Origin of the sequence: Actinoallomurus acaciae, from assembly GCF_042429965.1 — a bacterium.
Classification (GTDB): domain Bacteria; phylum Actinomycetota; class Actinomycetes; order Streptosporangiales; family Streptosporangiaceae; genus Actinoallomurus; species Actinoallomurus acaciae.
Genome location: NZ_JBHLZP010000144.1, coordinates 1 through 16,870, shown reverse-complemented (window position 1 = coordinate 16,870; position 16,870 = coordinate 1). Strand labels below are relative to the sequence as shown.

Sequence of the window (16,870 nt, the reverse complement as noted above, 5' to 3'; positions counted from 1 at the left end):
CACCGAGCCAGAAGGCCCTCACCTACTTCAAGATCATCCATCCGTGTCGCCGTCACCAACCTCCATGGTCAGTACAGCTAGGGCCTGTCTCAAAGTCCCCGTTCGTAGCGAGCGGCGCCCAGGGGGCGCGTCGCAAGGCGGAGGAGGGAGTCAGCCTGGTTTGGCTGTCGACCGACGACAACGCGGCGAGGCGCCCCCTGGGCGCCGCGCAGCCGGACAGCGGGACTTTGAGACAGGCCCTGGCCACCGGGGTCTTCGCGGAGGCGCTGAACGATCCGTCGGTGCCGGGCTGGAGTGAGGCACCTTGACCGATGCGCTTGTAAGGAGCGTCTATAGGATTTGGTACCTATCACCCTCGCGGTAAGGAGCCATACGATGACGTCCGGGTGGACCGGTCAGCGAGCCCGCACCACCATCGACAGACTGGTCGCCGCCGATCCCGGACTGACACGGTGGCATCTCGCATGGCGTGCCACGCTCGCGGTGGCGTGCGTGGCCCTCGCCGAACACTGGATCGGACCGGCCGTCGGGCTGCCGTCCCTGGTCGCCATGCTGCTCGGTGGCATGATCGCCATGAACGGTTCGTTCCTGCTCGCCGGCCGGCCCCGCGTCGACGCCGTCATCACCGCCGCCGGGATGCCGTTCGTCGCGTTCGCCGGAGTGCTACTGGCCGTGGTGGTCGGCGGTCACGTCCTCGCGTCGCGGCTGGGTTTCGTCGTACTGACCGTGGTCGCGGTCTATGTGCGGCGCTTCGGCATCCGTGGCCTGAATTACGGGCTGCTGGGGTGGTTCGCCTACATGTTCGGTACGTTCTCCCGGGTCCGCCCGGATCAGCTCCTGCCCCTGAGCCTGGTGTTCCTGGCCGCGGTGGCGATTCTCGTCATCCTGATGGCCGGCGTGGCGTACCAGCGCCCCCGGACCAGGCTCAGCGCGGCGCTGCGCGCGTTCGACCTGCGGGTCGCGGCGGTGGCCCGTACGTGCGCCGACCTGCTCGCCGACCCGGGCCCCAAGAACGCACGCGAGCTGCACGCCCGCAGGTTCTACGTGCTGGAGGCCGCCCTCATCGCCGAGGGCCACCTGGCCTCCCCGGCGGCGGCGGAACAAGATCACGCCTACCGGCTGCGCTCCTGCCTGCTGGCCACGGAGCTCGCCGTCGAAGAGCTCGCCACGGCGACGATCGCACTGGCCGGTTCGGCCGGACTGCCGGAGCCGGTGCGCTCGGCCTCCACCGCCACACTCCGGGCGCTGGCCGCCCAGGACCTGGACCGCGCTCGCGAACACGCGCATGAGCTGGACGGACGCGGCCTCCGCCAGAGCGACAGCCTCCCTCTGACCAGCCTGGCGGACGCGGCCGACCGGCTGTCCGACGCCCTCGGACCGCGCACGGGTCTCCGGCACGCCACGGGCGACGGCCCGCCGACGCCGGCCTTCGAGCCGGGCGTCCAGCTGATCGCCGGAAACCTGCCGGGCACGCTCGGCACCGCCGCCGAGGCACTGGAGACGGGCGGCGTCAAGAGGCCGCGCCTGTCCTTGAACGGCCGTCAGTGCGTCCAGGCCGGGCTGGCCTCCGTGCTCACGCTGCTGTGCGCGATTCCGGTCTCACCCGTGCGCTTCTACTGGGCGATGCTCGCCTGCCTGATCGTGCTGACCGGCACGGCCACCTCCGGCGAGACGCTGGTCAAGGGCGCCCACCGCGTGCTGGGAACGGCGCTGGGGGTGGTGACGGCGATCGCGGCCGTACACCTCACCCGCGGCCACGACACGCTCGTGGTGATGGTCATGGCGGTGTGCGTCCTCCTCGCCGTCTACTTCCTCCGCGTCGCCTACGGGATTCTCGCCTTCTCCATCACCACGCTGATGGGACTGCTGTACAACGCCCTGGGCGAGTTCACCGACACGCTGATCCTCACCCGGCTCGAGGAGACCGCCGTCGGCGCCGGCGTCGCGGCCCTCATCGCCGTTCTGATCCTGCCGGTGCACAACCGGAACACCACGGCCGCCGCGCGCGACGCGTTCGTCCGCGACCTGGTGAGTCTCGTGAAGGAGGTACGTGACAGGACGGCCGGCCGGGGCTGCGGCACGGACCTGCTGATGTCGGCCCGCCGTCTCGACGCGCGGATGCACCAGCTCGCGCTGGCCACCCACCCCTGGGGCGGGGCCGCACTCACCGGGATCGACACCGCCCCGGTGGCCCGCCGGCTCGCCTCGTACAGCGCGATCACGGTACGCGCCAAGGCCCTGGCCACGGCGGCGGCCATGGAGGACTCCTCGGTCCCGGACTTCGACGTCGTCGCCCCGCTGACCATGCCCCTTCGCCGGCTGACCGGCGACTACACGCTCAGGATCGACACGCCGTACGCACCTTTGAGGCGGCCTCCGGCGCCCCTCCCCCACTGCGGGCGGGCACGGACGCTCCGCGTCCTGGCCGACGACCTCGCCGGAGCGATGAACGGCCTCCGCGCCGGCGGCGACATGACCACCTGGATCCCCTCCCGGCAGGCGGCCCCGCGGCCGTAGCGCGGCCACGCGTTCGATGCGCTCACGGGCTCGTCACGCGGCCTCGGTAACCTGGGGGGAGACGCGGTGCCCGTCGACGCCGCGCGGGGTGGCTTGAGGGCGTCATGGCCACGACCGGCCCGAGGTGGCCCGCACCTCCCAGACCTGATGTGAGGACGTATGAAGGGCGAGCCGGCGAGTGAGAAGGAGGCACCGCCCCGGCCCGGGCCGCGGGTGGGTGTGACCGCCGCCCGCAAGGGCGCCGAGCTGGCCACGGCGTTCAAGCGCCGCGGTGCACAGGTCCTGCAGGGCCCGACGCTGGGCGGCGACCGCCCGGTCGACGACGACACGATCGCCGAGGCCATCGACCGGATGGTCGAGCTTCGACCGCTGTGGTTCGCCGCCTCGACCGGCATGGGCATGCGCCTGCTCGCCGCCGCCGCCGAACGCACCGGCCGCCGTGACGCCCTGGTCCGGGTACTCGAGAACGCGACCGTGGTGGCCCGCGGCCAGAAGGCCGCCGGCGGCCTCAGGCGCCTGGGCATAACCCCGGTGTGGATCGCGCCGGACGAACGCGATTCCCAGGTCGAGACCTGGCTCGCCGAACACGTCCGCACCGACGAGGTGGCCGCCGTACAGGTACACGGCGCGGGCGGCGACCCGTACGGGCGCCTCCTCGAGAACGGAGTGGTCGTGGAGAGGCTCGCCCCGTACGTCTCGGTCCCCCCGGACGACCCGGGCCCGGGCACACGACTCGCCGAGGCGACCGTCGCCGGCGACCTCGACGTGGTCACCTTCACGTCCCCGGGCGCGGCCCGCGGCCTGGCAAGGCTGGCGGACACGGCGGGAATCGGCGACCGGGTACGCGAGGCACTGAACGGCCCGGTCGCCGTGGCCACGGTCGGCCCGGTAACGGGAGAAGGCGCCCGCGACGCCGGCTACGCCGTCACGATCGAGGCCGACAACAGCACCGGCGCCCTGGTCCGCGCGGTGATGAGCTGGTGGGCCACCCGCGCTTAGGCTCCGTAGCGGGCCTCGTCGCGACGAAGATCAGCGTGGGCCCGATCCGGGATTTTGGCCGGTGCACCGGGCGAAGGTGACCGGTTCGCGGCCTTCGCCGTAGCCGTTGCGCAGGAACTTCCTCAGCTCTTCCCGCTGGCTATCGGCCAGAGCGTAATGAGCGGGGGGCGAATCCTGCGCCGCTACTCGATGACTCTTTGAGAACGGGTCAGCGTCGCTTGGGTGGGGGCTTGGGGAGGCTGATCAAGACATCGAGGGCGAGGTGTTCCTTACACAGGTACTTGATCTCTTCGCACTCCATGACCTGGATACGACCATGGCGTGAGGCAAATGCGTGACCCTCTTTGGTGACCCATGAGGTCGTGACCATGATGCCCTTGGTGGCGTGCTTATCCTCCATGACGCCGGCCAGCGCTCGTACGGCCTCCACTCCGACGGCACCGCGGTAACGCTTGGCCTGGATAACGCATAGGCCGCCGAAGACCGGGTCCTCATTGACGGCGACGGCGTCGACGCCATCGTCCTTGGACGCCTGGGTGACCCATGACTGCATGCCCATCGCCTCGAAGAGTTGACGGGTCAGGTGCTCGAACTCGGTCGGCGTCATATCGAGCAGGTCGAGGCGAGCGTCGAGGCCGGCGACTGCGTCCATACCCTCGACGAACTTGTACTGCGACAGCAACGCCTCGAAGTCGACGACCGGTCGTACTGCCTCCAGGTCGTACGGGTGCGGAGACACGAGCGCGTTGAGCTTCTTGAGGCATGCGACCGGGTCGACGTCGGCGAGCACAAAGGTGGAGAACAACTCCCTTTCCGCGCTGACACTGATCAGGCACGGACGGACGGGCCGGCCGGTCGCGGGGTCGGTGGTTGAGACATGGCCGTTGAACGACGCGACCTTGATGACACCGGCCGGGTCACTGGCAAAGACCTCGTGCAGCGTGCGCAGTGCGACCTGAGCGATGAGACGGGCGTACCGGTCCTTAATCTCTTTTGCCGACCGCGCGATCTTGTCGATCTCGTCGCGAGTCTGTACGTACTTGTAGTCACGCTCGGCGGGAATCACGGACTGCGGCGGCAGTTCGTACTCCACGATCAGTTCCCGGGGCTCGGTCCGGTAGATCGCACGGGTACGGTGCGGGAATCCCTCTGGGTAGGGCGAGGAGTCGAGGACGAGGGTGAAGAACCGGGCGACGGCATCAGAGTCGCCGGCGCGGACCTGCTGTTCGAAGTCATCGATCTCGACGTTGTGACGGCGGACGGCCTCGGATTCCGTGGCCGCCCACTGGTCATAGGCAAGGCGTCGTTCTTTCAACAGCCGGAGGCGATCGGCTTCGGCGGCGGCGTGCCGGGCGCGCTCGCGCTCGAACGCCTGACGGGCTGCGGCCTCCTCGCGCTCGTACCGGGCGCGACCTCCCAGCAGGCCTCCGAGTACGCCCGGCGGACGTGGCGGGACCCACTGCGCTCGAGGTATCGGTCGGTCGAGTCCTCCCGTGTCGAACGGCGGGGGCCGGAACGCTCGCTTCAACGAAACGAAGGAGATGTCCGGGCGGTGCTGGACGCCGGTGATAAGCACCGAGTCCAGCTCCTCGATCCCGGCCTGAAGCTCTGCGGCCAAGCCGGCGGCCTTCGCCTTGCGCTCTTCGATGTACAGCCGCTTCCGTTCGCGCTCGTTCTGGGCCGCCTGCCTTGCGGCCGCACGCCGTGCCTGTTCGCGTTCACTCTCGGCCTTCTTCGCCGCTTGCACGGCGGCACGGTGGGCTTGCTGTTCCAAGCGCTGTCTACGTGCCCGCTCCCGTTGCAGATCCGCCCAAACTCCCCGCCGCTTCGCCATGAGCCCCTCTCTGCCCCGTCGGCCTCGACCCGCTCTTATCGAGCAGCTACAAAATGTGACCGTAGGCTCGCGGGGTTACTCATGGCGTGGCGATCACTGACCGATACCGGTCAGCGATGATTCACGCCCGGCGGCAGGACTCTGGCGACCGGCGACGACGAGACCCGTTTCCAGTGCGTCTGTGATTGACCGGAATCCCGCTCGCGATCTCCTCGGCGCTTGGGAAGCCCACCCTGATAGTGGACCAGCGGGGGCGTCCGGCCCATGAGGTTCGCTATCGAACGATCCGCGAGTACGGGTCAGCGAACGAGCGACGGCTTACGGCGGCAACATGGCAGACAGCATGGAACCAGGGAGTGCCGAAATGCCGAAGAAAGCGACGCTCGCACGATGCGCCTTCTGCGAGCTCATGGCAGCGGACGCCACCGATCTGCCCACCGGCCGGATCGTCACCGTGATCGCGGACACGAGTCCTGTCACGCCGGGACATCATCTGGTGGTTCCGATCAGGCACGTCACGGACTACTTCGAGATGACCGAACAGGAGGTCCGACAGGCCCACCGGGTGCTTCGTGATCTGCGCGAGCGCCTGCGGAACGACGATCCGAGCATCGCCGGATTCAACATCGGGATGAACTGCGGTCCGGCGGCCGGACAAACGATCCCCCATGCCCACATCCACCTCATCCCACGGCGGTTCGGCGACACGCCGGATCCGCGTGGCGGGGTACGCGGAGTCATCCCTGGAGAGATGTCCTACTGAGCCTTCGGTCACCGCCGCCGCAGTCGCCGCAACAGCAGCCCGACCACGGCCAGCAGTCCCGACGTGAAGAGGTTGGGGCCGACCGCGCTGAGCGGACGTGTCTGTTCGTCGAACAGCCAGGACCACAGGGACAGTCCGCCGACCACGACGGCGGCGCTCAGGGCGAACCATGTGGTGATGCGGGAGTACAGGACGCGAATACTCCAGTTCGCCAGCGCGGAGAGCGGAGCAAGGTACCGGGACGTACCCAGCGTCTGGTCGACCCTCCAAAGAGTGTCCATGAGGATGCCGTACGTCCGGGTCGATCTCATGTGACCGGAGGATGCGTAGACGAAGCCCTCGGTGGAGTTCACAGCGGCGATGCCGTCCAGCAGGACCGTACGGATGTGCCGATTAAAGATGATCTTCAGGGGGCTGATCAGAGCCGCGCACGACAGGAGGTAGAGCTGCCAGGGAACGCGGACGTAGTGGTAGTGGTTGCTCAGCGTGAACTCGTAGTTCGCCTCCGTACGCTCACGCAGCCCAGGCGTCAGCTCGTCCAGCAGCTTCTTCCAGAGCCTGTCGAGCTCCTCGTCTCGGCCGTCGATCTCCAGGAGGACGAGGAGGCAGAAGACGCGAACATAGCCGGTGACGTTCCGCTCGTCATAGGCATGGCGCCGAACGAGTTCGAGGTCGGTCGCATCGACGGGAATCCCCGCGGCGTTGAGTGCCCGGACGATGCTCGCGGTGGCAAGCGGGTCGACCTTCTGCCGCAGATCCAGGTCGGCCGCCCATCCGCCGGTCGCGAATCTGGCCTCTCGGATCGTGCCGAGCACCTTGTTGAGGAGCTCTTCCCGTCCGACCGCCGCGGCGGGGGCCGCCGAAAGCGCGTAGAGCAGCTCGGCGCACTTGAACGCCGTACGCCATTCCACGGCCAGCCGCGTGGTCAGCGCCGACGTGGCCTCCTCCGAGCGGACCAGGGCGATCTCGATCTTGCGACGGCCGACGATGTAGCGGTTGATCCCTTCGATGAGCCGTATCCGGCTGGGGCTCGGCGCGCTCCTGGCGAGCGCGAGGAGAGCAGCCGAGGTGCCGTACAGGCCACGTTGGTCGATGCTGTCCGGGATGAGATATTGCCCGGCCGCGTAACACCCTTCGGGCAGCCCGTTGGCCTGTGCTCCGTTCTCCAGGAGGTCACGGAAACGCTCCTCGATCTTCGCCATCGCACCCTGGACGACGGACTTGTCCACAGAGACGTAATAGGTCTCGGCGGGGAGACGTACGGCAGGCACGAGCTGCTCAGGCCTGCCGGGAGAAGAAGGCGGCGATGGTCTTCCTCGTGAGCGCCGGGTCTTCGCTCACGAGGTAGTCCCACTCGTCGGCCCGGCCCAGGAGGCGAGCCCACTCACGCCGGTAGTACTGCGAGATACCGACATCGGGGCCGGTGAAGCATCGGCCTGGCGAGCGTCCCATCAACAGATAACCGTCTTTCACCTCGGAGCCGCCGGCCAGCGCCGCCAGGGCACTGCCGATCGCCGGATGGTCCGCGTGGTCGGGGGGTAACGGAAGGTCGAGTTTAGCCGGGACGATGTGGAGATGCGCGTGCTCGATGCAGGCGGAGCCACGGACGCCGGCATGGGCGGTGCCGCCGTGTTCCCAGTAGGTAAGATCGCCCATTTTGGCGCGCAGGTAGGTCAGCACCATCTCGACGAAGCCCGTGAAGCCGTTCGCCTCACCACCGCCGTGCAGCGCGACCGCTGCGAGGTTCGGGTGGTGCTCGATGGGGGCCAGCAGCATGTAGCCGACCGATAACCCCCCCAACCCCGGCAGGAGCACACCAAAACGGGGATCCAGCCATAACGGCCGATCCGGCCAGGGGATGTCGGTGGCACCGGTCGAGGCTCGGCAGAGGAAGCACGCTAAATCGGGCTCAGGTACCATCTTTCCCCGCCTGAAGGATTGCGTCGACATGCATATTGAAGATCGGAGCGAAGCGGCTGATTCCCTCGTCGCTCGCCCGGATCGTCGCCTCGCCGATCCACTCCGAGTTGTCCAGCCGAAGATCGAATATGTCCGGGTCGGGACCGAACTCGATGCCGTACAGCCGACGAAAGTGCTCGACTGAGAAAGCGTCTTTGTCCGCGATCGTCGTCCGGATGACGGGTGACGGCCGCAGGCCGGATCGCAGACGGCTGACCTGTGCCTTGAGCAGCCGGGAGGAGAAGTCGGAGTGCAGCCAGACCCGTACGGCGTTTTTTGACTCGCAGAGCCACGGCTGAAGCCAGGCGTCGACCACGACCGGCTCATCCGAACTCTCGACCAACTCCGCCAGACGACGGTCCATTTCATGGTCGAGCGCGGTGTTCGCCGATCGCAGGCGATCGCCTTCCGGTATCCATTCTTCTTCGGACGAGGAGGACCCGACGACGTACGACCTTCTTATCCGGGACATACTGACATAGCGCCAGCCCAGCGCGGTCGCCAGCAGGCGAGAATGCGTCGTCTTCCCCGCTGCGGTGAATCCAGAGACCATGACGATCCGGGAAGGGGCCATACGCTCTCAGCTTCGGTCCTCGGTTATCAGCTTCAGCGTCGTCCGCTGCGACTCGATTACATCGAGCCCGAGAAGCTCATTCTTCGAGTACCACGCCTGAGCGTCGATGTAGTCATCTTCCTCACGCTGAGGCGCCCCGGGAGTCGCGTCGAGCAGATGGCAAAATCTGGACACGGCGACAACTCTGACCGGTTGCCCCTTCCACAGCATCTCCCAGGACCACATGTCGATGATGCGTCCCGGCTCGACCAGAAGACCCGTCTCCTCCAGCACCTCGCGACGGACATGCCGGTCGAGGTCTTCCTCTGCCTTCATCCGGCCGCCGGGAAACTCCCACTTCCCTGCATTATAGGGATCCGCAAAAGACTTCCGCACCAAAAGATAGTTTTCACCGTTGGTCACTACCGCTTTTTGTGCAAACTCTATACGGGCCATCATTTCTCCGAGCCAGGACAGGAAGCAGCAGTCACTCTGGACACAAGAAAATAGCAGTATTAGACATTAATTCTTGGAGGGCATTATTACACATGACCCTAAGAAGAGTGAGGCCACAGACAGAAGTAATCCAAATTGGGCTGACCAAAATCTAATTTCGGTCAGCCTATCCATCGGCGATGAACCGTGCAGCACCCAAACCCACGTGCCATTTTCCGACGTGACGGACACCTACACTCTCGCGGCACAGCGAACCAGCGCGGGTTATATATCCGTTTATATGTGACTGTCCGCAGTATGATCGAATCGACCTCAATGCGAGGATCTGCGGCATGCGCCTCGTGGGGTCGGCGACGATCAGCAGTACAAGAGCCACCTGACCAATCCTGTGGGCGATGTCCCACAGCCTCCTACGAGCCTCGCCCAGCCGTTCCTCTGACCTGACCTCATCCACCCCGCCCGGCTGGGCCGTCCCGGCACCACCGAGTTCGCGACCTTGAGGACAGATTCTCCGCCCCCGCGCCGAGCCACATCCCGACCGCCTCGAATAGTCACTTACTAACGACCGTATTGGTAATTCGCGAAACCCGACGTAACCGAAGTGCACGCGCGCGGGCAGCCGGAGAGTTCCGGTGGCGCCGGACCGTTCAGGCGAGGAAGCCTCCGTCGACCGGTAGGACGACGCCGCTGATGTGGCTCGCTCGGTCGCTCAGCAGGAACGCCGCGGTCGCTCCGACCTCCGCTCCCGTCCCGGCCTTGCGTAGTGGGGTGGCGGCGATTCGGGCCTCCACGCCGCCGGGGATCGTGCGGCGTAGTTCGGTGAGCATCGGGGATTCGGTCGGGCCCGGGGCTATCACGTTCACGCGGATGCCGAGGGGGCCGAAGTCGTGGGCCGCCGTGCGGGTCAGGCCGATGACCGCGTGTTTCGTTGCCTGGTAGGCGCCCATTCCCGAGCTGCCTCGGAGGCCGCCGATGCTGCTCACGTTGACGATCGAGCCGAAGCCCTGTCGCTCCATCACGCGCACCTCCTCCCGGATGCACAGCCAGGTGCCCTTCACGTTCACGGCCATGATCTGGTCGAAGTCCGATTCGGAGACGGCGTCGAGGCGGCCGGCCCCGCCCATCGCGGCGTTGTTGTACGCGCCGTCCAGGCGGCCGAAGCGGGTCACGGTGGCGTCGACGAAGGCGGCGACGTCCGCGGGCTTCGCGACGTCGCCGGTCGTGTACGCCACATCGTGTCCCGCCGCGGTGAGTTCCTTGGTGAGCTCGGCCAGTGGTTCCTCGGTGCGGGCGACGAGCATGAGGGCGGCGCCGTCCTCGGCGAGTACGCGTGCGGCGTCGGCTCCGATGCCCGTGCTGGCGCCGACGAGGACGATGACTTTGCCGGCGAGCGGCAACGTGGTCATGAAACCCGGCTCCTGTCCGCGATGCCCCGGAGCGCGAGCGTCGCGCGGGCATCGGCTGGTGTGGCGATCTGTTTGCCCAGGTCCTCGATGACGGCCCGGATCTTCCTGACCTGCTGGGCGTTGCTCTCCGCGAGGCGCCCCTTGCCGATCCACAGACTGTCCTCCAGGCCCACCCGTACGTGGCCGCCGAGCCACGCGCTGTGGGTGCCGAAGCTGATCTGGTCGCGGCCGGCGGCGAAGGCGGAGAAGGAGTAGTCGTCGCCGAAGAGCTTGTCGGCGATCCGCACCATGTGTTCCAGGTTCTCGTGGTCGGCGCCGATGCCGCCGAGGATGCCGAACACGCCCTGGATCAGCAGCGGCGGCTTGGCCAGGCCCTTGTCGACGAAGTAGGCGAGTGAGTACAGGTGCCCGATGTCGTAGCACTCGTACTCGAACCGGGTGCCGAACTCCCCGAGCGTCCGCAGGGCGTGCTCGATCCTGTCGAAGGTGTTCATGAACGGCTGGGAGTAGGTGGCCCGCACGTAGGGCTCCTCCCAGTCGTATCTCCACTCGGTCACCTTGTCGGCGATCCCCGCGTACACGAAGTTCATCGTGCCCATGTTCATCGACGCGAGCTCGGGCCGGAGCCGCATGGCGGCCGCCAGGCGCTCGTCCATCGTCATCGCCGACGAGCCGCCGGTGGTGATGTTGATGACGGCGTCGGTGTTCGCCGTGATGGGCTCGATGATCTGCTCGAAGACCTCGGGCGAGAACGTCGGCCGGCCGTCCGGCCGCCGGGCGTGCAGGTGCACGATGGCCGAGCCGGCCTCGATCGCCTCCAGTGCCGCCTCCGACACCTGCGAGGCGGACAACGGGAGGTGGGGGCTCTGGGACGGTACGTTGACCGAGCCCGTCACCGCCGTGGTGATGATGACCTTCTCTGCCGTACGCATCAGCTGGTCCTCTCCATGATGGCTCCCCTCGGCCGCGGTGCGAGCGCCCGGTAGGCGTCGAGCTTCGCCTCGTCGAGCGGGCCGACCAGGCTGACGGCGACCTGCGTGGCGCCCGCGTCGTACTGCTCCCGCAACGCCCGGCGCACCTGCTCCGGTGTGCCGCAGGCGACAAGGGCGTCGATGAGCCGGTCGGACCCGGGCGGTGCGAGGTCGGCCTCGGTGAACCCGAGCCGCGTCAGCTTGGCGATCTGGTGCGGCAGCGTCAGGTAGTAGGCAAGGCGTCGGCGCGCGACGTCGCGGGCCGCGGCGCGGTCACGGCCGACCACCGCCCACTGGACGACCGACAGGAACAGGTCCGGCCCGATCGTCTCGCGTGCCCAGCGGGTGTGCTCCGGTGTGACGAGGAACGTGATCAGCCCGTCGGCGCGCTCGGCGGCCAACCGGGTGATCCCGGCCGAGTACGCGCCGAGCACCCGTGGTACGCCTGGGCCGCCACGGCGCGCGAGCGTCGCGTCGATCCCGTCGAGGTACTCGCGCAGGAACGGCAGCGGGCCGATGCCGCGCTCGCGGACCGCGCCGCTGACTCCGAGGCCCAGCACGTAACGCCCGGGGTGGCCGGCGGCGAGATCCCGCGCCGCGGACGCGGCGGATTTCGGTACGCGTTCGAGCGCGCGGGCGACGCCGTTGCCGACGATCATCCGCTGCGTCGAGCCGAGCACGAGGGCGGCGGTCGTGAACGCCTCGCGCCCGGCGACCTCGGGGATCCAGACCATGCGGTGGCCGCTCTCCTCCAGGAGGCGGACGAAGCGCACCACACCCTCGTGGTCGAGGTCGTCCAGCTCGGCGATCGACAGCGCGGCCGTCGGCAGGGACAGCGTCACTCTGCTTCCCGGAACTCTGCGTCCCGGAACGCCGTGACCAGCCCGCGCGCGGCCTCCGCCAGCATCGACGTGTCGTTGCCGAGCAGGACGAAGTCGCACCCGTCGCGTACCGCCCGCGCGGCCCGCTCGGGCACGCCGCCGAACGCGAGTCCGCACCTCTTGCCGGCGGCGTGCGCGGCGTCGAGGGCCGAGCCGATCAGTTCGAGCACGTCGGGCGAGGCCGGTGTGGAGCCCATCGACATCGAGAGATCCGCGGCGCCGACGAACACGGCGTCGATGGAGTCGAGGGCGAGTATCTCCGGTGCGGCCTTGATCGCGTCGACGCTTTCGAGCTGCGGGATGCACAGCACGTCGTCGTTGCCGGTGGCGAGGTAGTCGGCGTTCGGGCGCAGCCCCCACGCTCCGGCGCGGCTGGTGCCGCCCGCGCCGCGGACGCCGTGGGGCGGGAACCGGCACGCCTGCCCGACGGCGGCGGCCTGCTGGACCGTGTCGACGTGCGGCACGAGGATGCCCATGGCGCCCGCGTCGAGGATCTTCTGGATCGTCGACGCCGTGGTGTCCGGCACCCGTACCAGGGGCACCATGCCCAGCGCCGCGGCCGAGTTGATCAGCCGGTACGCGGTCTGCAGGTCGAGCGGCGCGTGCTCCATGTCGATCACGACGAAGTCGAACCCGGCGAACGCCATGATCTCCACCGGCTCACCCGAAGCGATCTTCAACCAGGTGCCGAGCGGGGTGGTGTCACGGTCCGGCGCGAACAGCCCGGCGCCCGTACGTCGCGGCGTCCTCACGGCATCGGGTAGTCGTCGGCGTTGAGCACCCAGCCGGGCTTGGCGGAGAAGTCCGTACGCGGTGGGCTGAAGATGTCGATCAGCTGGTTCACGCCCGGAGCATTGGCCGCGGAGGTGTGCACGGTCGGCGGCGGGATGATCGCGACGGACGGGCTGCCGATCCGTACGTGGTCGTCGTCGCGCCACCGGGCGCTGTCGCTCAGCCAGGGCGTGCGGATGTGGTGGACGTACTCGCCCCGCACGGCCAGGGACAGCTGTTCGAAGTCGTCGTGCGTGTGCGGTGAGAGCTTGTGCGGGTCGCGCGGGCCGGTGACCTCCGGCAGGAAGTTGACCATGAACGAGCGGGTACGGAAGATGCGGCCGAACCGGGCCGGGTCGTCCGGCACGTCCGCGAGCCGGTAGTACCGCACCGCCGGGCCGCCGGGGGGTTCCGGCCACCGCTGGAGCAGCGCCACGCGCGGGTGGTCCTCCGCGTACGCGTCGGCGTTGGCGGCCCGGTCCCGCCACGCGGGCTCGGTGGCCTCGATCAGGCGGATGAGCGGGCCGTCGCCGTGCACGCCGATCCGCGAGGCGCCGGGCGGGACCACGACGAGCCCGGGCGCGTCGATCAACATGGTGCCGTCGCGGGTGACCACCGAGAAGGCGGGAGAGTCACCGGTGACCACCACGGCCAGTTCGCCGTCGAGCGTCCCGTTGTCGAGGTCGTCGCCGGCACGCGCGTCGGTGCGCACCAGGATGACGTTCTGACCGCGGACGATCGCGGTGCGCCCGTCCGGCGTCTCGGCGTCCGGCGACGCGAGCCGGCGGAAGTCGAAGTACTGCGGGGCCGCGATCGCCTCACCACTGTCCGGCCGCGGCGCGGTCGCCGTCGCGAGCGAGGAACGGGGGTCATCCTTCTCGTACACGGTGGTGATGTCCTTTCGCTCAGGCGTCGAGGTTGAGCAGGTAGGTCGGGTTGTCGCGGACCATGCGCCGCAGGTCCTTCTCCGGCAGGCCGAGGTCGAGGAGCGCCGTGGCCACCCGCATCCACGCGTCCACCGGTTTCGGGTTGGCCGCCTGCCCGAAGTCCGAGGCCAGCACCGTGTGCTCGGGACCGAGCGTCTCGATCCAGGTCAGCAGCTGCTTCGGGTCCCACTTCTGGGTTCCCTCGGGGTCGTACATGCCGATCTCGTGCTCGACGAACGCGCCGAGTTCGACGAGCTCGCGGCAGAGGCCGGGTTCGGCGCCGATCACGAAGTCGGGGTGGCTGACGACCATCCGCGTCATCCCCCGCTCCTTCGCGGCCTGGAACAGCGTGCGGATGTAGGCGGGATACATGTGGCCGCCGTTGACGACGGCCTCCTGCTCCTTGATCTCGTCGAGGATCTCGATCACCTCGGGCTTCAGCGCGCCGTCCGCGTCGACGATGTCGATGCGCTCCAGGGTCAGGGGCACGGTGGTGGTCGGGAACGCCCCGTCCTCGGGGTGGCACTCGATGTGCCGGCCCGAGGAGATGGTCGGGAACCAGACGACCTTGCCGCCCATGCGCAGGCACATGCGCACGGCGTGCACGTTGAGCCCGCCGACGGTGCTGTTGAGCGCGATGCCGCCGTAGGCCGTGGCGGCGACGTCGGCGAAACGCCCCCTCATCGCCAGGATGTCCATCTGAGTGTTGTGGTGGTGGGACTTCGCGACCATGGCGCGCATCCCGATCCGGGCTCCGTCCTGCGCGGCCTCGACGTGGTCGAAGCGGCGGGGAAACGGGCTGGGCCCGGAGTGGACATGCATGTCGACCAGGCCGTCCAGGACGGAGGCGATGGCGGGACGCCGGCTCATGAGTCCTCCTTCGTCGGAGCGGGTGACCGCGGGCGCGCGCTGTTGATTTCCTCGCTTCGCCCGGTCACGGATCGCTCCTTCGTTCGCATTATGAAGTCACTGTTCACTATAAGACCGCATGTCAACCCATATCACCCTCTTGTGTTGCATAAGTCACATGTCTACAGTGATAAGCCGTTCACTTGGTGAACACGCGGTTCGATATCACCGGTTGAGGTGGATCACGAGCCGCGGGTAGTCGGCAGCCGACCCCTCGGAGGCGACGATGTCCACACCGCGCCAGGCGCCAGTACCGCAGTCGGAGGCGTTGGCCGCCTCTCCCCCGCCCCCGTCGCACGGTCCGGACATGACCAAGGTGCGCGCCGCCGTGCGCGGCGGGGCCCTCGCCTACTTCGTCGACCAGTTCGACATCTACCTGCCGATCGTCGTACTGGCACCGGCGACGGTCTACTTCCAGTCGGCGTCCCTGAGCGCGAGCACGACCGCCCTGCTGTCGTCGCTGGTGTTCGCCTCGACGCTCATCGGCCGCCCGCTCGGCGCGCTGATCTTCGGTCACTTCGCCGACACGGTCGGGCGCAAGCGCACGACACTGGTCGCGGTCGGCGGCTTCGGCACCATCACCCTGGCGACCGCGTGCCTGCCGGGCCACGAGACGATCGGAACGTGGTCGGTCGGCCTGCTGATCGCGCTGCGGTTCGTGGACGGGATCTTCCTCGGCGGCGAGTACACCACCGCGGTCCCGCTGGCGATGGAGTGGAGCCCACGGCACAAGCGCGGCCTCTACGCCTCGATCATCACCTCGACCTCCCCCGGCGCGTACGTGGTGATCGCCGCGATCACGCTGCTGATGCTGCAGCTGCTGCCCTCCGCCGGACTGCACAGCGGCTATGTGCAGTGGGGCTGGCGGGTGCCGTTCCTGGTCGGCGCGCTGCTGTCGGCCGTGCTCTTCCGCTACTACCTCAAGCAGGTGCACGAGCCGCCGGCGGAGCTGACCGGCGAGCGGCACAAACTGCCGTTCGTACGGCTGCTGGTGCGGTACCCGAAGGCGCTGGCCCAGGTGTTCGTGCTGATGACCGGCACGTGGCTGGCGACCAACATGGAGGCCGCCGTGACACCCGCGCAGCTGAAGGCGCACCTTCTGCTGTCGAGCAAGCAGGTCACGCTGAGCATGCTTGTGATCAACGCGTCCGCCGCGCTGTCCTATCCCCTCTTCGGCCTGCTGTCCCAGCGCATCGGGCGGCGGCGGTTCTACATCGGCTACGGCCTGTCGGTGCTGGTGGTGGGCGCCGGTTCGTACTCGCTGCTGATGGTCTCAGGCGGTGGCCTCGGCGCGGCGCTCGGCTGGGGCATCCTGATCGGCATCTTCACCGTCGGCACGTTCGGCCCGATCGCCGCGTACCTGACCGAGCGGTTCCCGGCGAGCATCCGGTCCACCGGGTACGGCGTCGGCTACAGCCTCGCGCTCATCGCGCCGGCGTTCTATCAGTTCTACCTGCGGCAGTTCGACGGCGTCGTCTCGGCTCACCTCGCCCCGGCCATCCTGATCGCGCTCGCCGGCGTGCTGATCAGCCTCGGCGGCTTCCTCGGCCCGGAGACCAAGGACGTCGACATGGCGGAGGACGACACGATCCCGGCGTTGTCGTGACCGACCGGGCGGCGACGGTCGGTGGCCTGGTCACCGCCAATCCGGTGTGGGTCGGCTCGTCCGAGCTGACCATGACGCTCGACGGGCTGATCACCTGCGTCGACGCGGGCGCCGGCGCGGTGGTGGCGAAGTCGGTCAACGAGAACGCCGCCGCCCGGCGACAGCTGGACATCGCGGACTACGCCTTCGTCTCCGCCGACGGCCGGGTACGGGCCGCCGGCGGCGCGCGGCGCGGGGACGGCCTGCTGAACCGGTCCGGGCTCGCCCAGGTGGACCTGGACGACTGGCTCGCGGTCCTGGACGCCGGCGCCGAGGAGGT

Annotated in this window: 17 protein-coding genes; 6 read left to right on the top strand and 11 right to left on the bottom strand. The window is 68.4% G+C overall.

The window, feature by feature from the left end; genetic code table 11:
• From ACFFNX_RS20365 to ACFFNX_RS20355, 3 genes are all read left to right on the top strand, one after another.
• Window positions 1-308 (top strand): hypothetical protein (locus ACFFNX_RS20365; RefSeq protein ID WP_378204339.1); only part of this gene is annotated, 308 nt, incomplete at its 5' end.
• 67 nt (window positions 309-375) lie between these two features.
• The gene (locus ACFFNX_RS20360; RefSeq protein WP_378204336.1) at window positions 376-2,517 is read left to right on the top strand and encodes an FUSC family protein; all 2,142 of its coding nucleotides are present in this window, start codon (window positions 376-378) and stop codon (window positions 2,515-2,517) included.
• A 159-nt stretch (window positions 2,518-2,676) separates the two neighbouring features.
• Window positions 2,677-3,516: a uroporphyrinogen-III synthase gene (locus tag ACFFNX_RS20355; protein ID WP_378204333.1), complete on the top strand. Its 840-nt coding sequence runs from the start codon at window positions 2,677-2,679 to the stop codon at window positions 3,514-3,516.
• A gap of 208 nt (window positions 3,517-3,724) precedes the next feature.
• On the opposite strand, the gene ACFFNX_RS20350 is transcribed toward ACFFNX_RS20355, so the two are convergent.
• Window positions 3,725-5,263 carry a restriction endonuclease gene (locus tag ACFFNX_RS20350; RefSeq protein WP_378204329.1) on the bottom strand — a complete coding sequence of 513 codons (1,539 nt, stop codon included), beginning with the start codon at window positions 5,261-5,263 and terminating at the stop codon, window positions 3,725-3,727.
• Between the two features lie 451 nt (window positions 5,264-5,714).
• Between ACFFNX_RS20350 and ACFFNX_RS20345 the strand changes: the two genes are divergently transcribed.
• On the top strand, window positions 5,715-6,113 hold the full coding sequence (locus ACFFNX_RS20345) for an HIT family protein (RefSeq protein ID WP_378204326.1): 399 nt from the start codon (window positions 5,715-5,717) through the stop codon (window positions 6,111-6,113).
• An 8-nt stretch (window positions 6,114-6,121) separates the two neighbouring features.
• Here ACFFNX_RS20345 and ACFFNX_RS20340 read toward each other — a convergent pair whose 3' ends face one another.
• The 10 genes from ACFFNX_RS20340 to ACFFNX_RS20295 all read right to left on the bottom strand — a co-directional run bounded on the left by ACFFNX_RS20340 (window position 6,122) and on the right by ACFFNX_RS20295 (window position 14,906).
• Window positions 6,122-7,384 carry a hypothetical protein gene (locus tag ACFFNX_RS20340; RefSeq protein WP_378204323.1) on the bottom strand — a complete coding sequence of 421 codons (1,263 nt, stop codon included), beginning with the start codon at window positions 7,382-7,384 and terminating at the stop codon, window positions 6,122-6,124.
• 7 nt (window positions 7,385-7,391) lie between these two features.
• Window positions 7,392-7,889 (bottom strand): hypothetical protein, encoded by a 498-nt coding sequence (locus tag ACFFNX_RS20335; RefSeq protein ID WP_378204320.1) that lies wholly within the window; start codon window positions 7,887-7,889, stop codon window positions 7,392-7,394.
• Window positions 7,890-8,022: 133 nt separating this feature from the next.
• Window positions 8,023-8,646 carry a cytidylate kinase family protein gene (locus tag ACFFNX_RS20330; RefSeq protein WP_378204318.1) on the bottom strand — a complete coding sequence of 208 codons (624 nt, stop codon included), beginning with the start codon at window positions 8,644-8,646 and terminating at the stop codon, window positions 8,023-8,025.
• Window positions 8,647-8,652: 6 nt separating this feature from the next.
• Window positions 8,653-9,081 carry an NUDIX domain-containing protein gene (locus ACFFNX_RS20325; RefSeq protein ID WP_378204315.1) on the bottom strand — a complete coding sequence of 143 codons (429 nt, stop codon included), beginning with the start codon at window positions 9,079-9,081 and terminating at the stop codon, window positions 8,653-8,655.
• Between the two features lie 647 nt (window positions 9,082-9,728).
• A complete protein-coding gene (locus ACFFNX_RS20320; RefSeq protein WP_378204312.1) occupies window positions 9,729-10,487 on the bottom strand; it encodes an SDR family NAD(P)-dependent oxidoreductase in 759 nt (252 codons plus the stop codon).
• Window positions 10,484-11,419 (bottom strand): 3,5-dioxohexanoate:acetyl-CoA acetone transferase, encoded by a 936-nt coding sequence (gene kce / locus ACFFNX_RS20315; RefSeq protein ID WP_378204309.1) that lies wholly within the window; start codon window positions 11,417-11,419, stop codon window positions 10,484-10,486. Before kce ends, ACFFNX_RS20320 begins: the two co-directional genes overlap by 4 nt.
• Window positions 11,419-12,300, bottom strand: coding sequence for an LLM class flavin-dependent oxidoreductase (locus tag ACFFNX_RS20310; protein ID WP_378204305.1), 882 nt, complete (start codon window positions 12,298-12,300; stop codon window positions 11,419-11,421). The genes kce and ACFFNX_RS20310 overlap by 1 nt, the downstream gene beginning before the upstream one ends.
• Entirely contained in the window at window positions 12,297-13,091 is a 795-nt protein-coding gene (locus tag ACFFNX_RS20305; protein WP_378204302.1) for an HpcH/HpaI aldolase family protein, read from the bottom strand. Before ACFFNX_RS20305 ends, ACFFNX_RS20310 begins: the two co-directional genes overlap by 4 nt.
• Complete coding sequence (locus tag ACFFNX_RS20300) at window positions 13,088-13,996, bottom strand: cupin domain-containing protein (RefSeq protein WP_378204299.1); 909 nt, start codon at window positions 13,994-13,996, stop codon at window positions 13,088-13,090. Before ACFFNX_RS20300 ends, ACFFNX_RS20305 begins: the two co-directional genes overlap by 4 nt.
• 19 nt (window positions 13,997-14,015) lie before the next feature.
• The gene (locus tag ACFFNX_RS20295) at window positions 14,016-14,906 is read right to left on the bottom strand and encodes a DUF6282 family protein (protein WP_378204296.1); all 891 of its coding nucleotides are present in this window, start codon (window positions 14,904-14,906) and stop codon (window positions 14,016-14,018) included.
• 346 nt (window positions 14,907-15,252) lie between these two features.
• Here ACFFNX_RS20295 and ACFFNX_RS20290 point away from each other — a divergent pair, with 346 nt between their 5' ends.
• Entirely contained in the window at window positions 15,253-16,551 is a 1,299-nt protein-coding gene (locus ACFFNX_RS20290; RefSeq protein WP_378204293.1) for an MFS transporter, read from the top strand.
• The coding region (locus tag ACFFNX_RS20285) for a hypothetical protein (protein WP_378204290.1) at window positions 16,548-16,870 on the top strand (323 nt) is incomplete at its 3' end. The genes ACFFNX_RS20290 and ACFFNX_RS20285, both read left to right, overlap by 4 nt.